Consider the following 23,485-nt stretch of genomic DNA (forward strand, 5'->3'; position numbering starts at 1 on the left):
TCCCGCCACTGAGACCTCCCGGAATAGGCGGTTCGCGCCCCGGCGAGATGGGAACGGCGCCAGGAACCCCGGAGAATCCGCCGCCGTCGGCGCCGACGCCCTCGCCGGAAGCCTTGAGCGCCCAGATCGACCCGGCAGCCCAGGTTCTGGCCGTCACCGGCGCTCGCGGCGGCCTGGGGGTGAGCGTCCTGCTGCTGCACCTGGCGTGGGCGCTGAGCCGAGCCGGCCGTCGGGTGGCGATGATGGACCTGGATCCCGCCGGCGGCCTGGACCTCCTGTGCGGGGAGACCGTGCTGAACGGCCTGCGCTGGGCGGATCTTCCGGCGGAGGAGTCGGCCTTTAGACCCGGGCGCCTGGTCGGGGCCCTGCCCGTGTGGCATGCCATGCCGGTGCTCACCGGCGACATCCGCGGCGGGCCGCTGGCCTGCGCCGACGCGGTCCTGGAGGCGATGCGCGCCGAGCACGACATCGTCTTGGTCGACCTGCCCCGGGGAGCGTCCCCGCCACGGGGTGCACGGGTCCTGCTCATGACCGGCCTGGACCTGCGCTCAGCCGTCGCCGCTGAGGCCATAGCCCTGCGGCTGCGGGGGCCGTCGCCCGACGACGGCGACCTGCCCGGCCCGGGCTCGCCGCCGGTATGGCTCGTGGTGCGCCAGGTCGGTGAGGACGTCGCCACCGAGGACCTCGAGCTCATCACCGGCTGCCCGGTCCTGGGGCGAGTCCCCACCGATCGGGTCCTGGCCAAGCGCCTCGCCCTCGGGGAGGACCCGGTCCGTGCCCGCTCGGCCGCCAGGCGCGCCGCCACCGCCCTAGCCCGAGAGCTGCTGACTCGGGTCCTCACCCCCGAGGTGCTCGCTTCGGCGCCGGTCGCTGCCGAGCGCATCGCGGAACCGGGCAGCGCGAGCGCCGCCGAGCGGGGGAGCGAACCATGGCCCCGGTAAACCCCGACCACCCCTCGGACCCCGGGCCCCGGGAGACCGACAGCCTCGAGCTCGCCCGGGTGCGCAGTGCCCTGGCGCGCGGCGCCGGCCTGGATGAGGCCCTCGACGACGCCGCCGGCCCCTCCACCGGTCAGCAAGGCATGGCCCGCCTCGGCCAACGGGTGCGTGCCGACGTCGACGGCGCCGGATTACTCCTTCAACCCCTCATCGAAACCGATGGCGTCACTGACGTCCTCGTCAGCGGCGGGCGCACCTGGATCGACCGGGGACACGGCCTCGAACCCGTCCCCGCCGCCTCCATGGAGGAGCCCCAGGCGCGGGCGCTGGCCGTGCGCATGGCGGCATCCGCCCACAAGCGCCTCGACGACGCCTGCCCCGTCGTCGACGCCACCCTGCCCGACGGTACCCGCCTCAACGCGGTCCTGCCGCCCCTGAGCGCCGACGGCACCCTCATCAGCCTGCGCACCAAGAGGCGACGCGGCTTTACCCTGGCCGAGCTCGCCGAGGCCGGCACCATCGCCCCCGGACTCGACGACGTCCTGGCCGCCCTCGTGGCCCGACGCGCCAGCTGCCTGGTCACCGGTGCGACCGGCACCGGCAAGACCACCCTTCTGGCGGCCCTGCTCGGGCTCGTCCCGGGCGACGAGCGCATCGTGTGCATCGAGGAGGCCTGCGAGCTGCGCCCCGACCACCCCCACGTCGTCCACCTCCAGGAGCGCGGCGCCAACGTCCAGGGCGTCGGTGCGGTCCCCATGACCTCCCTGGTGCGCACCGCCCTGCGCATGCGGCCCGACCGGATCGTCCTGGGCGAGTGCCGCGGCCCCGAGGTGCGCGACGTCCTCACCGCCCTCAACACCGGCCACGAGGGCGGCTGGGCCACCCTGCACGCCAATTCGCCCGCCGACGTCCCCGCCCGCCTGACCGCCCTGGGGGCACTCGCGGGACTCGACGAGGCCGCCGTGGCCGCCCAGGCGGCCAGCGCTCTCGACGCCGTCGTCCACCTGCGCCGGCGGACGGGGACATCCGGTGCGCGCCGCTACGTAGCCTCCATCGGCGTGCTGCGGCGCGAGGCGACGCCGGCCGGTGCGGTGCTGGTGTGCGAGGAGGCGCTCCGCGTGGACGATGACGACCGGATCAGTCCCGGCCCGGCTGCGCCGTCGCTGCGCGCCCGGCTCGGCCCGCAAACCTTCTCCCGCCTCGGTCCCGGAATGTCGGCCGGAGTGGGGGAGGGGAGTGCGACATGACCGGCCCGACCGCTCTCATGCCGGCGGCCGCGTTCATGGCACCCGCCCCGCTCTCCACTCAGGCCTTCACTCAGGCCTACCCACTGGCCGCCCCGGCGGCCGGTACTGCGGCCGGAGCGGGAGACGGGGCACTGGGAGCGGGCGCCTGGATCGCGGCGGTTCTGGTCGCCCTGGCCACCGCCGTGCTCCTGCTGCCGGCCCGCCGCGGACTTCCTCGCGGACGGCTCCAGGGCGCCCCGTCGACCGCAACGGGCGCACCGGCCCTGCGGGAGATGCTCGGCGCCCTGCGCTCCCGGCGGACGGACGCGCCCGAACCGGACCTCGCCCTGCTGCTCACCGAGGTCGCCAGCCTCCTGCGCGCCGGTGCCACCTCACAGAGGGCCTGGACGCGCGCTCTGCAGCGCTCCGGTCTCTCCGAGGGCGTCGAGCCCGACGACGACGGCGTCCCACCGGCCCTGCACGCGCTCGCGGACCTCCAGCACGACTCGTGGCTGCCCCGGTGGAGGGAGGGCCGCCTGCACTGGCGCCCGCCTCCGAGGGGGCAGCGGGCCCGGCAACGGCGGGCAACCGCCGCCGGGGTCCCTGGGGCCATCGCCTCCTGCCGCCTGTCGAGCGCCCTGGGGGCTCCTCTGGCCGACATCCTCGAGGCCGTGGCGGGCGGTGTGGCCGAGTCCGGGCATGCCGAGGCCTCCCGCCGGGCCGCGCTGGCCGGTCCCCGCACCACCGCCCGGCTCCTGGCCTGCCTGCCCGTGGTGGGACTGGGACTGGGGATGCTCGTGGGGGCCGACCCCGCGGACCTTCTGCTCGATGGCGGGCTGGGCAGCGCCCTGGGAGGGCTGGGCGTCCTGCTCATGGTGGCGGGCCACCTGGTCACCGGGCGCCTCGTGCGCGCCGCTACAGCGGAAAGCGACGTTGTCGATGAGGCCCTCGTCCTGGACCTGGCGGCCGCGGCGCTGAGCGCCGGCGCCTCTGTGCCCGCAGTGCTTACTTCTCTGGGGCAGGCCCTGGGAGAGGAGAGCGCCGGCGTCGTGGGCCGGGCCCTATTGCTAGGCGCCCCTTGGGAGGAGGCCTGGGAGGCGCCCGACGACGAGCGCTGGAGACGACGGCGCACCCGCCTGGAGGCCTGTCTGCGCCCCGGTTGGGAGGACGGGGCCTCACCGGCCGCCCTCCTGGCGGCGACGGCGGCGGGCCTGCGCGCAGGCAGACACGCCCGCGACGAGGAGGCCGCCGAGCGCCTCGCGGTCCGCTTCGTCCTGCCGCTGGGCGCCTTCCACCTGCCGGCCTTCGTCATCCTGGGGATCGCCCCGGTCGTCGCCTCGGTGGGCATGGGCGTGCTGGCCGGCTGAGGACGGGCGCCCGCCCATCGCGAGGGCATCGGGTTCCCACGGCGCCCGGGGAGGCCGGTCGCCTCAGGGGAGGTGGGCAGCACTCCCCTGAAGCGACCCGATCTGACCGGCTCAGGTGCGCGGACCCCCGCTGCCCTGGCACGATGGAGCCATGGCACTGTCGAAGAAGCTCCTGAGCCGCGACGAGGTCGTGGTGCGGCACATGCACACCCACATCAAGGTCCTCCTGTGGCGGTTCGTCGTCGAGATCCTCCTGCTCGTGGTCGGCGTCGTCGCCTCGGTCCTGGCGCCTGCCGACTGGCAGCCCTGGGGCATCTTGGCGATCTGGGTGGTGATCCTCGTCGTGAGCATCCCCCTACTGCTCGTGCCGTGGCTGCAGTGGTACATGCGCACCTTCACGGTCACCACTAAGCGCATCATCACCCGCTCCGGCATCATCAGCCGCGTCGGCCACGACCTGCCCCTGACCCGCATCTCCGACATCCAGCTCGACAAGGACGTCACCGACCGGCTCTTCGGCTGCGGGACACTCGCCCTGCAGACCTCCGCGGACGATCCTCTCCTCCTGCACGACGTCCCCCATGTCGAGATGGTCCAGGTCGAGATCTCCAACCTGATCTTCGACGACACCCAGGGCGCCATTGACGCCGACCCCCGCAGCTGATCGGCACTGGCGCGTAGACACGAAAGAGCCGGCGGCCGCCCGCTCCCAATGAGGAGCCGGCGGCCGCCGTCGTTATCGCGTCGAGTTCGGGGCCGGGTCAGTCGAGGGTCTCGACGACGCTGATCGCCTGGGCCACGCCGGTCAGGGTGGCGGCGATGCGCACGGCCTCCCAGACCTGCTCGGTGCTCAGGCCCTCGCCGCGCACCGTGGCCTCGTGGGCGGTCACACACTTCTCGCAGCCGTTGATGGTGGACACCGCCAGGCTCCACAGCTCGAAGTCGACCTTCTCCACACCGCCGGAGGTGCCGATGATGTTCATGCGCAGGCCCATGCGCTCGTTGTCGTAGGCCGAGCCCAGGAAATGGCGCGTACGGTAGGCGACATTGTTCATCGCCATGATGGAGGCGGCGCCCAGGGCGGCGCTGACGGCCTCCTCGGACAGGTGGGAGCGGGCGTCCTCCATGACCTGGACCAGGACGGACTCATTGCGGGTGGCGGCGGCCGCGGCCACGAAGGTGCCCCACTGCTGCTGCTCGGTCAGTGAGGAGGAGCGGGACAGGGTGGACAGGTTCAAGGAGAGGTCCTTGGCCCACTCGGGCAGGGCGGAACGCAGGTTGTCGATGCTCATGTCTTCTCGTTTCTTCGTGCGGGTGCGGGGAATGGAAGCGGTAGCGGCTCGGGCCGCTCAGCTCATCTGCCCCAGGGCGTCGATGGTGGCGGCTCCGGCCTGCCAGTTGCAGGCGCACAGCTCGTCGGACTGGAGGGCATCGAGCTGGCGCAGGACCTCCTCGGTGTTACGGCCCACGGAGTCGGCGGTCACCGAGACGGACTGGATGACGTTGTGGGGGTCGATGATGAAGGTGGCGCGGTCGGCCTCGCCGGTGGCGCGCTTGATGCCCAGGGTCTCGGTGAGCTCGCGGTTCAGGTCGCTGGCCATGGGGAAGGGCAGGTCCTGGAGCTTGTCATGGCTACGGCGCCAGGCGTAGTGGGTGTACTCGTTGTCCACGGAAACACCCACCACCTCGCAGTCGCGGTCCTTGAAGTCCTGGTAGAGATCGCCGAAGGCGGCGATCTCGGTGGGGCACACGAAGGTGAAGTCCTTGGGCCAGAAGAAGACGACGCGCCAGGTTCCGGCGGGCACCTGCGAGGAGACGGTGGTGAAGTAGTCCTCGGGCTTGTTGGCCTCAACCTCCTTGAGGTTGCCGGGGACGACGGCGGTGAGCTCGTAGGCGGGGAACTGGTCTCCGATGGAGAGAACGGCCATGGGGTGCCTCCTGAATCATGCGAATCGCGGTGGGATGTGGTGCGAGCCGATGCGGACCTGCGGCGACCCTCGCGGTGCCGGCGCCGGGCGGCTCCGTCGGTCCAACCGTAAGACGAGAAGCACATAGGCGCAACTAAAACTTATCCTATGTTTAAGAAGGAATACCTTATCTGATGTCGTCTCAGTGACGCCCCTTCAACCAGGATGACGTGCCCCGACCGCAGTCGTCTACAACGGAACGCGGTCCCCGCGCGGACAGGACGTCCCCGGCCGGGACCAGTGCGGTCCGGCCCCGGATGCTCATCTCCTGGTGAGGGCCCCGAGTGGAATGAGCCACCGCCCACCGGTGTTGCTCCGACCATCCGGACCCGGCCGAGCCGTTGGCGCGCGCCCGGCGCCCAGCCGACGCAAGCGGCTCGCCCATGCGACCTCGGCCGGCGTCGTCGAGCCGTCCGGGCCGGACCCGCCCACAGCCGCACACCAGGTCAGGAGAAGCCATGAGCCCTCGTCTCAACCGCATCAGCGTCCTCGAGCAGGTCCCGATCTTCGAGGGAGGCGACGTCCGCCGGACCCTGGAGGACCTCGTCATCCTGGGGCGCGGTCTGGAGGAGTCCGGATATCACCGGTTCTGGCTCGCCGAGCACCACAGCACCGGCGCCTTCCTGTCCTCGGCGCCAGACCTGCTCATGATGCACGTCCTGGACGCCACCGGGCGCATCCGCGTGGGCTCGGGCGGTGTCATGGCCATGCACTACGGGTCGCTGCAGATGGCCGAGCGCTTCGCCACCCTGGCCGCCCTGCACCCGGGGCGCGTCGACATGGGGCTCGGCCGTGCCCCTGGCGGCGACATGCGCGCGGCGGGAGCCCTCAACCAGGGCCGCGTCATCGACCCCGACGCCATCAACACCCTCATCGAGGAGACGGTCGCCCTTCTGCGCGACGACCTGCCGGTTTCCCACCACTACGCCTCCATCGAGGTCCAGCCCCGCCCGACTCAGATGCCGGAGGTCTGGCTCCTGGGCTCCTCGGGCCAGTCGGCCGCCTGGGCCGGCGCCCACGACCTCAACTACGCCTATGCCCAGTTCTTCACCGGCCGCCAGCAGGTCGAGATCATGGACCACTATCGCGCCCACCTCCCCGAGAACCCGGGAGCGCTCCCCGACGGCGCGTCCCACGGTGGTGCCCACGCTGGCATTCACGGCGGGCGGACCCTCTCCGCCCTGTGCGTCAGCGCCGCCGCCACCCGCGAGGAAGCCCACGAGCAGGCCCTCGTGGCCGCCGACGCCCGCTTCAGCCTGCGCACCGGCCGCCCCATGCGCTTCCGCGACCCGGCCACCCTCGATGCCGCCTACCGCGCCGAGGTCGAGCGCTACCTCGACCGCGACACCGCCATCATCGTGGGCGCCTACGACGAGGTCGCCCAGGCCCTGTCCGCCTTCGCCGAGAACCACGGCACCGAGGAGGTCATGCTCGTCAGCTATATCGACGACGTCGAGGTCAAGGTTCGCCAGTACGCCGAGTTGGCCTCTCGCCTCCTGTGAGGAGCCGCCCAGGAGCCAGGGCGGGCGCGTCCAAGGGAGCGTGGGAGCGCTCCGCCCTGTCCCTTAGCGCCCCCGCGTCCCTCCCGGCGCGATCCCGAAGGGCTGGACCCGCCGAATCCTCTTGCGGCGGGGTGCCCGCCGTAAGAGGCGCCCCGCGCTACGGTCGGTGCCATGAGCCCCGCGAGCACCCGGTCCGAAACCCGGGCCGACTCCGCCCCGAAGCCCGTAACGCTGTCGCCCTTCCCGCCCCCGGCCCTGTCCGGTGAGCAGGCGGCGGACCTGCGGGCGGACCTGTCCGAGTCCGGCTGGGGCGTGGAGGCGGTGGCGGCACTCCTGGGGAAGGCGGCCGACGCCGCCCTGCGACGCGAGATCCGCCTGCCCGCCCTGCGCTCCGTGCGCGCCGCCCTGGCGGGCTCCTCCGCCCCCGATCCCGTGGCCGTCCTGACCGCCTTGTTCATGCTCGGCGAGCCGGTCCCCGCCACCGCGCTCGACGCGGCCCTGCCCCGCACCGGCGCCTCCGGCGCCGGCCGGATCGGCCTGGTCGGCGAGCCCGATGAGACCGGCCGGGTCCGCGCCCGCGTCGACCTGCGCCCCCACGAGGCCATCGACGACGCCGGCGAGGTCCGCTGGTGGGTGGCCTCCGACCTGGGCGAGCTCGTCACCGGCCGGGCCCTTGCCGCCGACCACGTCCTGGGCATCGGCGGCGCCGGCCTCACCCTGGCCGGCCTGACCCCGCGCACGCGGGTCCGCACCGCCCTGGACCTGGGCTGCGGCTGCGGCATTCAGACCCTCTACCTGCTGCGTCATGCCGAGCACGTCGTCGCCACCGACATCTCGACCCGCGCCCTGGCCTTCACCGCCTTCAACGCCGCCCTTGCCGGTGTGAGCGTCACCGGAGGTCCCGACGCCGGCTCCGGGGACGGGACCGGCCGCCTGGAGCTTCTGCACGGCTCCCTCCTGGAACCCGTGGCCGGCCGCCGCTTCGACCTCATCGTCTCCAACCCTCCCTTCGTCCTTACCCCGCCCGCGGTGCGCGAGGCCGGCCTGCCCCTCATGGAATACCGCGACGCCGGCGGCCCCGTCCTGCCGGTCCTCGTGGCCGGGCTCGGCGAGCACCTCGAACCCGGTAGCACCGCGGTCATGCTCGGCAACTGGGAGCACCGCCCCGGCTCCCCGGAGGGCGCAGGCGCCCACGACTGCGCCAGTGATCCCGCCATCGGCTCCACCACCGCCCCCGGCGCGGCCGACTCCTCCTGGCGCGCGGCCGTCGCCGCCTGGATCCCCGAGGGCCTCGACGCCTGGGTCATCGAGCGCGAGGTCCAGGATCCGGTGGAGTACGCGACCATGTGGCTGCGCGACGGCGGCCTCACCCCCGAGCGCGACGCCGCCGGCTTCGACGCCGCCCTGGGGGCATGGATCGGCGACTTCGAGGCCCGCGGCGTGGAGGGCATCGGCTTCGGCTTCCTCATCGTTCACCGTCCGCAGCGCCCCCGCGAGCCCTGGCGCCTCCTGGAGGAGGTGACCACCTCCGGTCGGGGAGCCCCGGGCCCCCATGTCGCGGAGGTCCTGGCCGCCCGAGAGCTGCTCGCAGGGCTCGACGACGAGGCCGTCGCCGCCGTGCACCCGGTGCTGGCGCCCGACGTGACCGAGGAGCGCCACCTGGTTCCAGGAGCCGCCGAACCCACCGTCATCCTGCTGCGCCAGGGCGGCGGACTGGGGCGCACGATCCGCGCCACGACGGCGATGGCCGCCCTGGCCGGAGTGGCCGACGGCGAGTTGAGCGTCGGGCAGGTCGCCTCCGCGGTCGCCGCGCTGAGCGGGCTGACCGGCTCGGATGCGGCCGCGCTGCGCACAGAGATGATCGATGCGGCCCGCCACCTCCTTGCCACGGGCTTCCTCACCGCGGGCTGATCATGACGAGCCTTGCGCGGTCCCGAATAACACGGCGGGCACACCAGATGCACGCAGGATGTGCGGTCGAAAAGATGCCCGTCTGAAACCTTCGGCGCCTCTCCGTAGCCGTCTCTATATTATTTTTATCTTCCCGTCATCGATGATGCGTAATTGAAATCTAGCCCGGTCGGCGAGATTTCGGGGAAAAGTGGCAGTGACGTGCGATGATGCGCGATTGTTGCCCCATCAGGGCCTTCTCGGGTGTTGGTGGCTGGTGCGGAGCTATACATTCGAGGGCAGTCAAGTTGTCGCGCCCCCCGCGCCTTTATCCCTCATGATCGGATTCCAACGGCATGCCCCTATCATCAATCCGCCCACGGTGTGGGCGTGAAGGATTCCTGCGCAGATTCTTTGCGGTGGTCGGTTCCCTTGCCATTGTCCTGGTGACCATGGTGTCGCTCCCGTGGACGGCGCCGCCCGCGGACGCATCCACCGGTGATCTGAATGTTCCCCTCGGCGACACCTCCGTGCAGATCTCCTATGTGCGCACCGTCGAAAGTGCCGATCCCATTACCGACATTGCGGGCGATGGATATACCTACACCTCATACCCGTGGGAGTGGGGGCGGACGCGCGCCTGCATCCGCTACTCGCCCGGCTCGCAGTACTACTCCACCGACGTGGTCTACGGCAGCGGCGGACAGTACGCGGCGGTCGGTTACGGGCGCCCCAGCTGGGATCAGAGCAGTTGCCCCAGCGTCTACAAGGGAGAGGCCGCTGACAAGTCCCAGACCTCGCTGGGGTTCCAGCCCTCCAACACCACGAGCATCAAGGCCGGTCAGGTCTTCCTCGTCGGCCGGATGCGGCACGTCAACAGCCCGATCTACACCGACAGCAGTCGGGTCACGAATCCCTCCGACGGCGGAACCGCCTACCACGGCAGTTTCAACATTCGCACCGCAGGCACGATTGAGGCGAACTTCCCCTGGAAGGAGTTCGACACGATCAACACGTGCACCGGAAAGCTCGACTCCAACGGCAAGCTCATCATCGGCGACTATGACACTAACCAGCAAACGATGAGCACCCCCTACGCCTATGACAGGTATGGGAATGTCGGCCGTTACGGCGGAAACTACGTCTACATGTACCAGAACGGCTCACTGGTCTGGTTCAACGGGTACATGACCGGCACCCATCAGGACTACCAGGGCAGGTCCTGCTCCGACGACCTGCTCGACATCCGCTCCGACCGTTCGGACACCTCCTGGACCGACCCCAACACCGGCATCAACTACAAGCTCAAGCTGTGGGGATTCGTCAACAACGGCGCGAGCCAGCAGTGCCGCGCCGAGATGGAGAAGAGCGAGACCTCCACCCTGGAGGAGCGCTTCATCACCCGCGAGAACGCCACCTCCTACGGCTGCCTCTACGGCTCCATCGAGCAGGAGCGCCCGGTCACTTTCGCCAAGGACGTCAAGGCCGATCCCTCGATCCAGGGGTCGTTGACGATTCCCCAGTTCACCTACCTCAATGCCTCGCCCCAAGGCACCTACGGCCACGACAACTGGGGAACTCCCACCAGCCTCACCCCCACCTGGGGCGGCGAGGCCGTCGACCCTCAGAAATACACCCTGCTGGCGCCCAATGACGCCGCCACGGTGCAGGAGGCGGGAACCAGCCCGCAGGCCGCCGTCGACCGTGCCTCCGGCGAGGTCTGGACATCCGGATGGTTCCTTCGCAACGTCACCTGCACGGCGGGGACTCAGGGGACCCCTCTGCTGCGCCGTGACGGAACCACCCGTCTGGACGAGTCCGACTCGGTGGACCTCAACAAGCGCACGATCCGTCTCGATGAGACCCAGCTCGCCGAGAACCAGGACGAGGTCGCCATCAAGTGCGTCTGGCACAACGAGTACGTCGTCGGCCGGGGGCGCCTCACCCTGGTGACCGTCGTCGACGCCGGCAGCGCCAAGCCCGAGCAGTGGACCATGTCCGCCACGCCCGCCACCGAGGGGCTCTTCGGACAGAGGACCATCACCGGCGCCAGCGGTACCGCCGCCGTCAGCAAGGTCTACACCGCCGGCGGCACCTACACCCTGTCCACGGGCAATGGCCCCGAGGGCTACGCGCAGAACGGCCCATGGGTCTGCACCGACGACGACCGCAGCGATGTTCCCGTCAACGGTGACAACCAGTTCGTGCTTCGTGAGGGCAGGAACGTCACCTGCGTCGTGCACCAGAAGCCCCAACAGACTCCCATCAGCGCGGTCAAGACCGTCGACGGCGCCTCCGATGCCGCCACGGCCGGTTCCTATGCGCTGAGCTACACCTGTACCCCGGGCCCCGACGGCAAGGGCTCCTCCACCGGCAAGATCACGGTGGACGCCAAGGGCAATGCCGCGGACCTGCCCGCCCAGCGCGTGGGCGCCACCTGCACCGTCACCGAGGACGCTCGTGATGCCAAGGGGCTCAAGCAGCCGGGCTCCCCCGCAGACGGCAGCGTCAGCTGGAAGGATCCGGCCGCCTTCAAGGTCGTCGCCAACCCGGGGCGTCAGGAGAAGGAGATCGCCTCCACCGCGGTGGCCCCGACGAAGGGCAATGCGGGCGGCGTCACCTTCACCGTGCCCGACTCCACGGAGGGCGGCGTCCGGATCAAGGTGGTCAACTCCGTCGTCCCCCACGCCGGTATCGCCAAAACGTTCACCAAGGTCGCCAAGAGCACGGAGAAGGTCGACGGCAAGAACACCTTCGACCAGACCTATACCATTACCGTCACCAACCCCTCGGCCAAGGCGGATCTCACCTACGACCTCAACGACGCCTGGCAGGTCCCCAACGGTGTCACCGTCCACAAGGTCAGTGTCTCCGGCGACGCCATCACCGGCACCGAGACCCCTCAGGCCGGTATCCCCTATGCCAAGACCGGTATCACCCTACCCGCCGGCAAGCGGCACACCTATACGGTTGTGCTCAACGTTTCCGGCCCCGACGCCGGGCTGCCCGGTGTTCAGGGGACCTGTGAGCCGGGAGCGGTCGGCCAGGGCAAGGCCATCTACAACAAGGCCTCGGTGACCACCGAGGGCGATCACCAGCCCAAGGAGGCGGCGGCCTGCGGCTCTTTGCCCCCCAACCCCCGGTTCAAGGCCTCCAAGACCCCGCTCGACGTGGTCCGCAACGCCGACGGCACCTTTACCTCCAGCTACACGGTCACGGTCACCAACACCTCCCTTGTTGCCAGCCCGGTGGTCGCCGACCTCACCGACACCCCACAGATGCCCACCGGTACCTACTTGCACAAGGTGCGGATCCTGGAGAAGGGAGTCGATGCCCAGGGCGTGACCCTCCCCGGCAGGAACGACGCCACCGGCACCTTCAACGGCCCGATCACCCTCATCAAGGCCGGTACCGGTGAGGCGCTCGCCGCCGCCCCCAGGTCCGGGGGCGAGGGCGGTAGCCGAACCTTCACGATGCAGATGACCTTCACCGTTCGAGAGAACACCCCGGGCTTCACCGAGTCCGACTTCCAGTGCGGCCACCTGCGCGCCGACGGCAAGCCCTCCGGCCTGGTCAACACCATCGCCATGGAGGGGGACACCGACGGCGAGGAGAACAACCACGGCTGCCTGTCCACCGAGGGCAAGCTGAAGTTCTCCAAGGAGATCAAGACCCAGCCGGGCAACGGTTCCACCTTCGACGTCGTCTACACCGTCAGCGTCGTCAACGAGGGCTCGCTGACCGCGGCCACCGGGCCGATCAACGACAAGCCGTCTTTCGCCCCCGGGCTCATCCCCACGACCGTCAAGGTCCAGCGCGAGATGGGACCGACCCGGACGGTCGCTCAACAGCCCGATGGCTCCTACCGCCTGTCCGACGACGAGCGGCTCTACTCGGGCCTGCGGATCCGCTACACGGTGACCTTCACCGTCAGAATCGATCCGTCGGTCGAGGGCTACAGCGATGACCTGCTGTCCTGCACCACGGAGAGCGGCAGGCTCGTTCCCGGCCACGGCCTCTACAACAAGGTCGTGCCCCAGGAGGGCAAGGATTCCGACACCCGTCCGGACCACGACGTCGCCTGCGCCAACGTCGCCCCCGACGCCGGTAAACGCATCCTGTCCATCGTCAAGACCGGCAGCCAGGGCCCCCTGGATGACGCAGCCTTCGACATCTACCCAATGGATCCCGCCACCCCGGGCGCCAAGCCCCTGACCGACGGCGTGACCTTCACCGGCGGCAAGGGCACCGGAACCTTCACCACGACCGGTCTGGCTATCAACCGCGAGTACTGGCTGGTGGAGACCAAGGCCCCGGCCGGGCACCAGCTCATGGCCAAGCCCGCCCGCTTCAAGGTGACCGACTCCGGAATCGAGCTCATCAACCCCGATCCGGGCGGCTCGGCCCTGACGGTCTCGCGTAGCGGAGCCGGTAAGGCCGACGACACGATCACCGTCCGTGACGTCCAGATCGGCACCCTGCCGCTGTCCGGTGGACGCGGCATCGGGATGAACGTCGCCGTCGGTATCACGGCCATCACTGGTGCCGCCCTGCTGGCACTGCGCTCCAGAAAAGCTTCCTCGTCCAGGCGCTCGGCCTGATCGCGGGGAGAACCCCGACTCCGCTCCGTCGCGCGCGGGTCACCTCATATCCCTAAGTAGTCCCACAACACAGGAGAGATCAGTAATGCACTCCCTCACCATGCGTCGAGGCCTCGGCTTCGCCGCTGCGATGACGCTCGCCGCCGGCGCGCTCATCGCCCCGACCGGCGCGGCGGCACCCGCTGACCCCAATGGCTCCACGATCGACCCCGACGCGGCCACGTCGCTGACCGTCCACAAGTGCGAGCAGACCGACACCAACGGCGTCAAGGAGGGTGACGGTAACGAGGACCCCGCAGCCGAGTGCAAGGCCGTGTCCGGTGTCGAGTTCACCATCACCAAGCTGAACGTGGACCTGACCACGCCCGAGGGCTGGGCGACCCTGGCCAAGCTCAAGGGCGACGTCTCCCAGGCCAAGAATCTCAAGTCCGCTACCACCCAGAAGATCACCACTGACGCCAACGGTCTGGCCTCCTTCACCGACGCTCAGACCGAGGTCGGCGCCTACCTCGTCAGCGAGACCAAGACCCCGGATAAGGTCATCCCGGCCGAGGACTTCGTCGTCACCCTGCCGATGACCAACCCGCAGGACACCACCAAGTGGAACTACAACGTCCACGTCTACCCCAAGAACACCCTCTCAGGTGTGGACAAGCAGGTGACGGACAAGCCGGCCCCCGGTTCCGGCCAGAACATCACCTACACCATCACCACTTCCATCCCGAAGGTCGACTACCCGGGCGGAGCCCGCATCAAGCGCTACGAGGTCGTCGACCGGCTCGACAAGCGCATCAACAAGGACGCCCTCGCCCCGGTGGTCAAGATCGTCAACGGTCAGCAGGCGACGCCTCTGGTGGAGACGACCGACTACACCGTCATCATCGCCGAGGGCACTGACTACAACTGGGCGACCATCCAACTCACCGAGGAGGGACGCCGCAAGGCCGCCGAGGCGCGCCACAACGGCAACGGCGAGACCAAGGTTCAGGCGACCCTCACCGCCACCTTCGACCCCAAGACCGTTGACCTCGAGGGCGTGCTGTCCAACACTGCAGGGCTCATCCCCAACGACAGCCCCAACTTCACCTGGGACCCCAGCAACCCCGGCACCACCACGGACGTCCCCGGCATCCCCACCACCCCCGTGCTCTCCAAGTACGGCAAGGTGGTCGTCACCAAGACCGGTACGGATGAGCTGGCCGACAAGACCAAGTACAACGGCGCCCAGTTCCAGGTCTACGAGTGCACCAAGACCGGCTCCGGAGCCACCCTCAAGGACTCCAACCCGGCGACCCAGACCGTCGACCCGCTGACCATCGGTGGCGAGAACACCTTCACTACCGCCGGCCAGGGCACGGTCGCCATCAGCTCGTTGCGCGCCAACGACTACGTTGACGGCGTGAAGAAGGACGCGCTGACCGACGACGACTACTACTGCCTCGTCGAGACCAAGGCGCCTGAGGGCTACACCCTCCAGGCCGACCCGATCCCCTTCCGGGTTCTGGCCGCTGACGCGGAGGGGAAGGTGCCGACCGCGGTGACCGTCACCGACGTGCCGAAGAACGCCGGCTTCCGCCTGCCGCTCACCGGTGCCAACGGCGTCATCTTCCTCACCATCGCCGGCGCTCTGCTGGTGGCCGGTGGCGCGGCGATCGCCTACGCCAACAAGCGCCGCAACTCCGCCAAGCACTGACAGCTCCTGGCAGTCACTGAGGCGGCGCGCATCTGCTGGCCGCCATCCTGCCGGACGCTCCCTGTGGGGGAGGCGGGAGACCCCGTCTCCCCCACAGGGGCGTCGCAGGGATCCTCCCTCCCAATCGATAACCCCTAACCGATCCCGGCCCGCCACTCGCAACGAGCTCCGCGACAACCCGACGAAGGAAGGCACGGTTCCCCGTGACAGCGCTACTCCCATCACTTCGCGACCGCATCTCCCAGTCCCGTACGGAACGGCCCGAGACGGATCCCGAGGCCGTAGCCCCGCAGCCTGCCCCGAGTGCCCCGGACACCGACCCGGGGAAGGCGACGCGCCGCAAGGTCCTGCGCGAGCGCTTCCTGACCTGGCTCCCCCTGGTCCTGGTCCTGGTCGGCGTGGCCGTCCTCCTCTACCCGGTGATGGCCACTCAGCACAACAACGACGAGCAGCAGCGCCTGGCTGACATGTACACCGCCTCAGTCGAGGCCGCCGGCCCGGACACCGTCGCCGCGGAGCGCGCCTCCGCCGAGACCTACAACAACAACCTGGAGAGCGCACCGATCCTCGATCCCTGGCTCGAGTCGCAGCGCCCCGATACCCCCCAATACCAGGCCTATCTCCACGAGATGGATATCGACCCGGTCATGGCGCGCATTGTCATCCCCTCCATCCACGTGAGCCTGCCCGTCTACCACGGCACCGACACCCGGACCCTGGCGGAGGGAGTCGGGCACCTGTTCGGCACCAGCCTGCCGATCGGCGGCCCCTCCACCCACGCGGTCCTCACCGGTCACACCGGCCTGTCCACCGCGACGATGTTCGACAACCTCAACCAGGTCAAGAAGGGCGATCCCTTCTACGTCTCCTCTCTGGGACAGACCCTCAAGTACGAGGTCGTCGACATCACCGTCGTCAAGCCCGAGGAGACCGACTCCCTGCGCAAGGTACCCGGACGCGACCTGGTCACGCTCATCACCTGCACGCCCTACGGCGTCAACTCCCACCGCCTCCTGGTCACCGGCGAGCGCGTCCCCATGGACCCCACGGCCGCCGCCGCCGAGGAGGCCGAGGCCCTGCCCGCCCCCATGCAGACCTGGATGAAGGTCATCATCGTGGCCGTCGTCATCATCCTGACGGTCGTCGCCGGAATCCTGGGGCGCCTATGGTGGCTGCGCCGTCGGCGGAAGCAGGATGCCGCCAAGGGGCCGGAGGGAATAACACGCGGCGCAGATCCCGATGGCTCCGAGGGTGCCAAGAGAGCCGATCGCCGGGCCGGAGACCCCCTCGAGGACGCCGTCCCGCCGTCCGGTGCCGCCGCTGCAGGCTCCTCCGATGGACAGTTCACGGATGAGACGACCGCGCCCGAGGTCGTCGCCGAGCCCGTTGAGCAGGCCCCCGAACCCGTAGGCGAACCCCACGATCAGCAGAATCCGGTTGAAGCACCACGACTGGAATCCCCCTACGGGGCAGTGACCGACGCTCCTGGCGAACCCGAGACGGATCCGTTCAACGACCTGGAACCGCGCGTGCCGTGAGCAGTCCCGCACGGGAATCACGTCTGTCTCCCTATTGGTCGGTGCGCTCAAGAACCTACGATCTGCCAGTGGCCTCCTCCCAATCGCAGACCTCCCGCTCCCCGGGACATCTGCGTCTGCGCGGAAGCCTGCTGGCCCTGTCCTGCCTGGGCGCGACCATCGGCCTGTGGCGCCTGTTCGTGTTCACCCACACCGGCCAGATGCTCGACGCCATGGCTCTGGAGGGCTCGGAGATCGGCTCGCACTACGTGAGCGTGCACGCCCGCGCCCTGCTGTCCATGGTCTCGATGCCGGCGGCCGTCGTTCTCGTGGTGACGATCCTGGTGATCGGCCTGCTGCGGCGCAGCCACCGCCGGGCCGTGTGGGCCGTTGTCGCCGTGGCAGGGGGCAACCTGACCACTCAGGTCCTGAAGTACCAGATTCTGTGGCGGCCCGACTTCGACATCACCGAGCGCTGGGACAACGCCAACACCCTGCCCTCGGGGCACACGACCATGGCGGCCTCCGCCGCGGTCGCCCTCATCTTGCTGTCCGGGCGTCGTTGGAGGGCTCTGTCGGCCTGGGTCGGGGCGCTGCTCACCATCGCCATGGGCTACTCCACTCTCGTGTGCCATTGGCACCGCCCCTCCGACGTCCTGGCCGGGATCCTCGTGCCCGTGGCCTGGGGCTCGCTCGCGGTGGCGAGCGGCGCCTGGCGCGCTCCCCGATCCCTGCGCTCGGAGAGCGGGGAGGGGGAGGAGGACTCCGGTGAAGTGCTCGGGCTGACGAGTGCCGGGACGATCCCGGCGACCGCCGCCGGCCCGCGCCTGTGGAACCAACTCGTCGGCAACGTCCTGCTGGCCTCGGCCGGCGTCGTGTGCACGCTGGGGGCTCTCGGCCTGGGCTCCTGGGTGTGGTGGCACCTGGACGGCTCGCGCTCGCGCTGGCAGTTCTTCGGCGCCTACGCCACCGGGTCGGTGGCCGTCGTCGGCGTCACCTGCCTGGCGCTGTCCGCACTCGTGTCGCTGACCGACTGGGGCCGTACCCGGAACAAACACGAGCTCCGCGGCCGCGACTGACGCCGCCGGGCGGCCTCACTCCTCGACGACGGCGGCCGGGAGCCTGACGGTGAAGGTGGTCCCGTGATCCTCGGGCGCGGTGGAGGAGTCGACGTCGATGCTGCCGCCGTGGGACTGGACGATCGCCTGTGCGATCGACATGCCCAGTCCCGTCGATCCCGTGCGCCGTTCGCGCGAGGAGTCCCCGCGGGCGAATCGTTCGAAGAGCCGGTCGCGCACATCCGGCGCGATTCCCGGGCCGTCGTCGTGGATGCGCACCATGAGGGCATCCCCTTCGCGCGTGAGCGTTGTGGTGACGTGGCTGCCGGCGGGGGTGTGGACCCTGGCGTTGGCCAGGAGGTTGACGATGACCTGACGCAGTCGCGCCTCGTCGCCGATGACCAACGGCGGCTCGGGCAGGAAGTCCTCGGCCTCCTGCGGCGTGGCGCCGGCCGGGGGCTCAAGGACGGCCAGATCCAGCTGCCAGTCGTGCTCCGGGCCCGCCGCGCGGGCATCGGCCACGGTGTCCACCAGCAGACCGACCAGGTCCACCTCCTCGCGGCGCAGCTCGCGCCCGGCGTCCAGACGGGCCAGCAGCAGCAGGTCCTCCACGAGCACCGTCATCCGCACCGACTCGGAGTGCACGCGCTCCAGGGCGTAGGTGGCCTCCTCCGGCAGGTCAGCGTCGGCACCCTCACGGCGGATGAGCTCGGTGTAGCCGCGGATCGAGGCCAGCGGCGTGCGCAGCTCGTGGGAGGCATCGGCCACGAACTGGCGCACCTGGGTCTCGGAGCGCTGCCGCGCGGCCAGGGCGGACTCCACGTGCCCGAGCAGCGTGTTGAGAGCGCCGCCGACCTGCCCGACCTCGGCCGAGGAGGCCAGATCCGCCTTCTCCACACGGTCCTCGATACTCACCTCGCCGCGCTCCAGCGGCTGGGAGGCCACGCGGTGCGCCGTGCGGGCCACCCGCTCCAGCGGGGCGAGCGAGGAACGCACCATGGCCCGTCCAGCCAGGGCCACCACGAGGGCCCCCACCAGCGCCACCGCCAGTTCGATGAGCAGCTGGGAGCGGATGAGCGCCTCGTCCCCCTCCAGAGAGAGGCCGGTGATGACGGTGTTCCCCGAGATCTCGTCCCGGGTGGCCAGGACTCGGTAGCTGCCCAGGTGGTGCAGGTCGACGGTGACGGGATGGTCGCTGGTGGCCTCGGACATTAGAAGCCGGCAGTCCTCCTTGGAGATAGAGGCGTAGTGGCCGTTCTTGTCGATGTAGGCGGCCGCCTCGCTATCGGAGCCCGATGCCGCCGGGGCGATGAGGGTCAGGGTGCCGGTGGATTGCCCTGCGGCGTCGAGCCCTGGGGGAACCCCCTGCTTGTCATGGTCGCCGCTTCCCCCTGCGTCGTCGGCCCCATCGGGTTTCGGATCCCCGCTGTCCTGGCTGTCCTGGTTGCCCTGTCCCTCCTGGGAGCTCTGACCCCGTGTCTTCTTGGCCTCGGTCAGATCATGGCGTTTGTCGGCGGCGCGCTGGGCGGCCGCCGACAGCTGGCTGTCGGTGCGGGCCATGAGGGTGTGGCGCAGGCTCACCGTGGAGAATGTGCTCACGACCGCCGCCATGACCAGGACGAGGCCGAGCACCCCGACCACCAGGCGGGTGCGCAGGCTGCGGGGGCGTCTGAGGGGGGAACCGGACCACCACGAGCGGCGACCGGCTCGCCGATCGGTCCGCTCGCCTGCCGATCCTGAATGCGTGGACGGCTGTGTGGACATCGCTGGGCCGTCAGGCGCGGTCGTCGGCGCCGGCGGCCGGCTTGAGGACGTAGCCGACGCCGCGCATCGTGTGGATCATGGGCTCGCGGCCCTTGTCGATCTTGCGGCGCAGGTAGGAGATGTAGAGCTCGACGATGTTGGCCTGCCCGCCGAAGTCGTAGTTCCACACCCGGTCCAGGATCTGCGGCTTGGACAGGACCCGGCGGGGGTTGCGCATGAGGTAGCGCAGCAGCTCGAACTCGGTGGCGGTCAGCTGGATCTCGTCCTGGCCGCGCCAGACCTCGTGGGAGTCCTCGTCCATGCGCAGGTCGCCGACCTCCAGCAGGGAGGCTGGCTTCTCCTCGCTGGCCCCCGAACGGCGCAGCAGGGCGCGCAGGCGGGCCACGACCTCCTCCAGGGAGAAGGGCTTGGTGACGTAGTCGTCGCCGCCGGCGGTCAGACCGGCCACCCGGTCCTCGACGGCGTCCTTGGCCGTCAGGAACAGGACCGGCACGTTCGGGCTGTGGCCGCGCACCCGGCGCATGACCTCCAGACCGTCGAAGTCGGGCAGCATGATGTCCAGAACGATGACGTCGGGGTCGATCTCCTGAGCCGATCGCACCGCGGCGATCCCGGTCCCGGCGGTCGTGACCTCCCAGCCCTCGTAGCGCAGGGCGGAGGCGAGCAGGTCGGCGAGCATCTGCTCGTCGTCGACGACCAGGACGCGTAGGGGGGAGCCGTCAGCACGGGTGAGGTTTTCGGTGGGGGCGTTAGTCACGTCGCCTATTCAACAGGAAGGCGCTGTGCTCGACCACAGCGCAACCTGTGTCTCGACTGTGTTACCGATCTGAGACCCAACGGTTGCCCGGAGGGACGAACGCTGTGACATGCTTATGCGGTCGTGCGTCTCGGTTGTTGATCCCCACATCCGTATGCACCAGAACGTTACTTTGTAGCGTAGTCGCATAAAGAGCGGCTCAGTGGTATCTCAGCCGTCTCCCTCATCCAGCGTGTCGCGGCCGATTTATCGGTGGCGGACGATTTCCCCTATCACAGCAGGAGAGTCATGGAATACGTCGATGGCAACGAGCGCCGCTTCGGTGCCGAGGACCTGTTCTTCTCGACGACGGATACCAAAGGTGTCATTCGCAGGACGAATCGGGTGTTCGATTCGCTGTCCCGTTACAGCGCTGAGGAGCTCATCGGCTCTCCGCACAACATCATTCGCCACGATGACATGCCCGCCGGTGCCTTCAAACTTATGTGGGATGAGCTGGAGCAGGGGCGCTCCTCCTGCGTCTATGTGCTCAACCGGGCCAAGGACGGCTTGGACTACTGGGTCTTCGCGACGATCGCTCCGCTGGCGGACGGCTACCTCTCCGTGCGCGTGCGCCCGACCAACCACGCCATGTTCACACCCGTCAAGGAGATCTACTCCCGGGTGCGGGCGGCCGAGCGCGCCTACGCCGAGGAGGGGCACGGGCGTCGGGAGGTCGCCGAGCACGGGGCGTCACTGTTGGCCGAGGAACTGGCTGGCCTCCAGTACCGCGACCTGCACAACTTCGCCCGTGCCGCGCTCCCGCGCGAGCTGGCCCTGCTGGTGGTCGAGGGGGTGAGGGTGCCTCCGCGCGCGGAATCGGACAACCCCATGTCCGCCGTCCTTCAGGCCGTCGCCGCGATCGAGCGGGACACCGATGAGCTCATCTATCAGCTGGGCGAGTATCAGGAACTCATCAACGGGCTGGGAGCTTGGGCCGGCGGGGTGCGCTCGGTCATCGACCGGGCCAATCGTGTGGGCTCCCTCATGGGGGAGGTGACCAGCCCCGACGACGAGTCCTCCGTTCCCACCGTCTCCGAGCGCGTCAAGGAGCGCGGTGCCCAGGCTGTCGAGGTGCTTCGCCAGCTCAACTCCTCCCTGGTGTCCCTTTACGAGGCGGCCTCGGAGGTGCGTTTCCGCAGTTCCATGATGCGCCTGCACACCCTGATGGCGGGCATCTTCGCTGCAGCCGTTCTGGATGGGGAGGAGGGTGAGTCCACCGACGCCATCGGCGACCTCGCTGAGGCGATGCTCTCCGACCTGGAGTCCCTCGTGCCCTCCTGCCAGGAGGCCGCGAACCTGGCCGAGCGCTTGGAGGGCGACCTGCGCAGCGTGGTCAGTAACCTCGATCGTGTCAAACGGCCCTTCCAACGCTGGATCCGCGCCCTGCAGGATGAGGGGGTTCGGGCTCTGGTCGATGGCGTCGACGCCGAGGCGGCCCTGCGCGAGGCTGTTGCCGTGGGAGAGCAGGGCTTCCCGGAGACGGGCTCCCTGGCCGAGCTGGCCGCCAAGGCCCGGGGCGTTGTGGTGACTTTGGACGAGCCTGTTATCCGCGAACGGGTGACAACGGTTCGCGAGACGTTGAGTCGCCTGGGGGAGTAGTTAGTGGGAATCTACAAGATAAGCCCCAACTTACTGGTGACAATGTCATAAACAGTCTTCCGCGGGCCCGTGCGTGTCATTAGGGTTTTTCTGGCACTGTGCGAGGGGCTAAGGAAATGGTCCTCGACGAGGTGCTCCCGCGAACCATCTACCATGAAGGAGAGCACCCATGGAATCGCAGGTTGGGTACGAGCGTTTGTTCGATCCGCAGGACATCTTCTTTTCCACCACGGATCTGAAAGGTGTTATCCAGAACACCAATAGAACGTTCGATACGCTGTCGCGCTATTCGCGTGAGCGGCTCATTGGGGCTCCCCACAGCATCATTCGGCACCTGGATATGCCGGCCGGTCTCTTCCGCCTGATCTGGGACGATCTGCAGTCCCAGCGTCCCGCCTGCGGCTATATCACCAACCGTGCGGTGGATGGTCTGGACTATCGGGTCTTCGCCACGATCGTGCCGCTGCGCCAGGGCTACTTGTCGGTGCGGATCAAGCCGATGGACGCAGTGACCCGGGGCAAGGTCGAGGAGGCCTATCGGCGTGTGCGCGCCAAGGAGCGCGACCTTCAGGCCCGGGGCGCCTCGCGCCACCAGCTCGGGGAGTTTGGCGGTCGCGAGTTGGCCGCGGAGCTGACGACTCTGGGATTCTCCTCCCTGCACGATATGACGTTGGCAACCCTGCCGCGCGAGGTGGCCTCCCTGGTCGATTCCGGGGTGCGCGTCCCGGCGGCCGCCCCCGAGAGTCTGGGTGCGGTGGCCCGCATCCTTAACACGGTGGCCGCCATGGAGAAGGACACCAACGCCCTGGTCTTCGAGCTCGACGAGTACCTGCGCCTCATCACTACCATGGAGGCCACCCACGGCTCCGCCCGGGCCGTGGAGACGCGGGTGGGGCGTATCGGCCAGCTGGTTTCCCATGACACCGGCAACGGCACTCAGACCAAGGCGCAGATGCTCGCCGAGCGCATCTCTGAGCTCACCGGTGCCGCCGGTGCTGAGCTGACCGGTCTGCCCTCGCGTCTGCGGATTCTGCACCAGTCGGTCACCGAACTGCGCTTCTCCGTTGCCCTCATGCGTCTGCTCACCCTCATGGTGGGACGCTTCGCCCAGTCCATCCTCGATGGCAGTGAGGTGGACGCCGTGCACTCCCTGACCGACCTGTGCGAGGCGCTCGAGTCCGGCTTCCGCGGACTGGGCCCCGTGCTGCGGGCCGTAAGCACCCAGGTCGCCCAGCTCAACGACGCCCTCCACACGGTGACCTCCAGCCTGGACCGTGCGGCCCGGCGCCTGGGCCAGTGGGTGGACCTGCGCGGCGGGGGTGCCGGATCGTCGGGCTCGCCGATCGTCGACGAGGTCGCCCAATTGACCTCACGGGGCTTCCCGGAGGTCCGCTCACTGGCCGAGCTGGCCGCCGAGTGCCGCGGCCTGCATCTGCCCTACGACGAGAACACCGTGGCCCAGCGCCTGGCCGCCGTGCGCAGCGCCCTGACCGAGCTCGTCTGAAGGTCCCCGCGCCCCGAGCAGCCGCCGGGTGGTCGCCGCCCGTGCCCGGAGACGATCTCT

Annotated in this window: 16 protein-coding genes; 12 read left to right on the forward strand and 4 right to left on the reverse strand. The window is 69.5% G+C overall.

Annotated features, from left to right (window positions below; genetic code table 11):
* Positions 1-47: 47 nt before the first annotated feature.
* The 4 genes from FK256_RS01150 to FK256_RS01165 all read left to right on the forward strand — a co-directional run bounded on the left by FK256_RS01150 (position 48) and on the right by FK256_RS01165 (position 4,195).
* The gene (locus FK256_RS01150) at positions 48-941 is read left to right on the forward strand and encodes a cellulose synthase operon protein YhjQ/BcsQ (protein WP_244936089.1); all 894 of its coding nucleotides are present in this window, start codon (positions 48-50) and stop codon (positions 939-941) included.
* The gene (locus FK256_RS01155) at positions 929-2,185 is read left to right on the forward strand and encodes a TadA family conjugal transfer-associated ATPase (RefSeq protein ID WP_211343503.1); all 1,257 of its coding nucleotides are present in this window, start codon (positions 929-931) and stop codon (positions 2,183-2,185) included. The genes FK256_RS01150 and FK256_RS01155 overlap by 13 nt, the downstream gene beginning before the upstream one ends.
* The gene (locus FK256_RS14715; RefSeq protein ID WP_280525772.1) at positions 2,182-3,531 is read left to right on the forward strand and encodes a hypothetical protein; all 1,350 of its coding nucleotides are present in this window, start codon (positions 2,182-2,184) and stop codon (positions 3,529-3,531) included. The genes FK256_RS01155 and FK256_RS14715 overlap by 4 nt, the downstream gene beginning before the upstream one ends.
* Before the next feature lie 151 nt (positions 3,532-3,682).
* Positions 3,683-4,195 (forward strand): PH domain-containing protein, encoded by a 513-nt coding sequence (locus FK256_RS01165; RefSeq protein ID WP_021607669.1) that lies wholly within the window; start codon positions 3,683-3,685, stop codon positions 4,193-4,195.
* 97 nt (positions 4,196-4,292) lie between these two features.
* Here FK256_RS01165 and ahpD read toward each other — a convergent pair whose 3' ends face one another.
* Complete coding sequence (gene ahpD / locus FK256_RS01170; RefSeq protein ID WP_009234473.1) at positions 4,293-4,823, reverse strand: alkylhydroperoxidase, AhpD family; 531 nt, start codon at positions 4,821-4,823, stop codon at positions 4,293-4,295.
* A 57-nt stretch (positions 4,824-4,880) separates the two neighbouring features.
* Entirely contained in the window at positions 4,881-5,459 is a 579-nt protein-coding gene (locus FK256_RS01175; RefSeq protein WP_141423392.1) for a peroxiredoxin, read from the reverse strand.
* Between the two features lie 497 nt (positions 5,460-5,956).
* On the opposite strand from FK256_RS01175, the gene FK256_RS01180 reads away from it, so the two are divergent.
* From FK256_RS01180 to FK256_RS01205, 6 genes are all read left to right on the forward strand, one after another.
* Positions 5,957-7,000, forward strand: a complete 1,044-nt coding sequence (locus FK256_RS01180; protein WP_141423393.1) for an MsnO8 family LLM class oxidoreductase — start codon at positions 5,957-5,959, stop codon at positions 6,998-7,000.
* A gap of 171 nt (positions 7,001-7,171) precedes the next feature.
* Positions 7,172-8,911 carry a DUF7059 domain-containing protein gene (locus FK256_RS01185; RefSeq protein ID WP_141423394.1) on the forward strand — a complete coding sequence of 580 codons (1,740 nt, stop codon included), beginning with the start codon at positions 7,172-7,174 and terminating at the stop codon, positions 8,909-8,911.
* 398 nt (positions 8,912-9,309) lie between these two features.
* Positions 9,310-13,491, forward strand: a complete 4,182-nt coding sequence (locus tag FK256_RS01190; protein ID WP_244936092.1) for a SpaA isopeptide-forming pilin-related protein — start codon at positions 9,310-9,312, stop codon at positions 13,489-13,491.
* 85 nt (positions 13,492-13,576) lie between these two features.
* The gene (locus tag FK256_RS01195) at positions 13,577-15,184 is read left to right on the forward strand and encodes a SpaH/EbpB family LPXTG-anchored major pilin (protein ID WP_141423396.1); all 1,608 of its coding nucleotides are present in this window, start codon (positions 13,577-13,579) and stop codon (positions 15,182-15,184) included.
* A gap of 203 nt (positions 15,185-15,387) precedes the next feature.
* A complete protein-coding gene (locus FK256_RS01200; protein ID WP_141423397.1) occupies positions 15,388-16,722 on the forward strand; it encodes a class C sortase in 1,335 nt (444 codons plus the stop codon).
* A gap of 68 nt (positions 16,723-16,790) precedes the next feature.
* On the forward strand, positions 16,791-17,780 hold the full coding sequence (locus FK256_RS01205) for a phosphatase PAP2 family protein (RefSeq protein ID WP_141423398.1): 990 nt from the start codon (positions 16,791-16,793) through the stop codon (positions 17,778-17,780).
* Positions 17,781-17,795: 15 nt separating this feature from the next.
* Here FK256_RS01205 and FK256_RS01210 read toward each other — a convergent pair whose 3' ends face one another.
* Positions 17,796-19,523, reverse strand: a complete 1,728-nt coding sequence (locus FK256_RS01210) for a sensor histidine kinase (RefSeq protein ID WP_244936093.1) — start codon at positions 19,521-19,523, stop codon at positions 17,796-17,798.
* A 10-nt stretch (positions 19,524-19,533) separates the two neighbouring features.
* Positions 19,534-20,280 (reverse strand): response regulator transcription factor, encoded by a 747-nt coding sequence (locus FK256_RS01215; protein WP_009234464.1) that lies wholly within the window; start codon positions 20,278-20,280, stop codon positions 19,534-19,536.
* A gap of 288 nt (positions 20,281-20,568) precedes the next feature.
* On the opposite strand from FK256_RS01215, the gene FK256_RS01220 reads away from it, so the two are divergent.
* On the forward strand, positions 20,569-21,921 hold the full coding sequence (locus FK256_RS01220) for a PAS domain S-box protein (protein ID WP_021606435.1): 1,353 nt from the start codon (positions 20,569-20,571) through the stop codon (positions 21,919-21,921).
* A 169-nt stretch (positions 21,922-22,090) separates the two neighbouring features.
* Positions 22,091-23,425: a PAS domain-containing protein gene (locus FK256_RS01225; RefSeq protein WP_141423399.1), complete on the forward strand. Its 1,335-nt coding sequence runs from the start codon at positions 22,091-22,093 to the stop codon at positions 23,423-23,425.
* Positions 23,426-23,485: the final 60 nt, after the last annotated feature.

The sequence above is a fragment of the Actinomyces johnsonii genome (assembly GCF_006546835.1).
Lineage (GTDB): Bacteria > Actinomycetota > Actinomycetes > Actinomycetales > Actinomycetaceae > Actinomyces > Actinomyces johnsonii.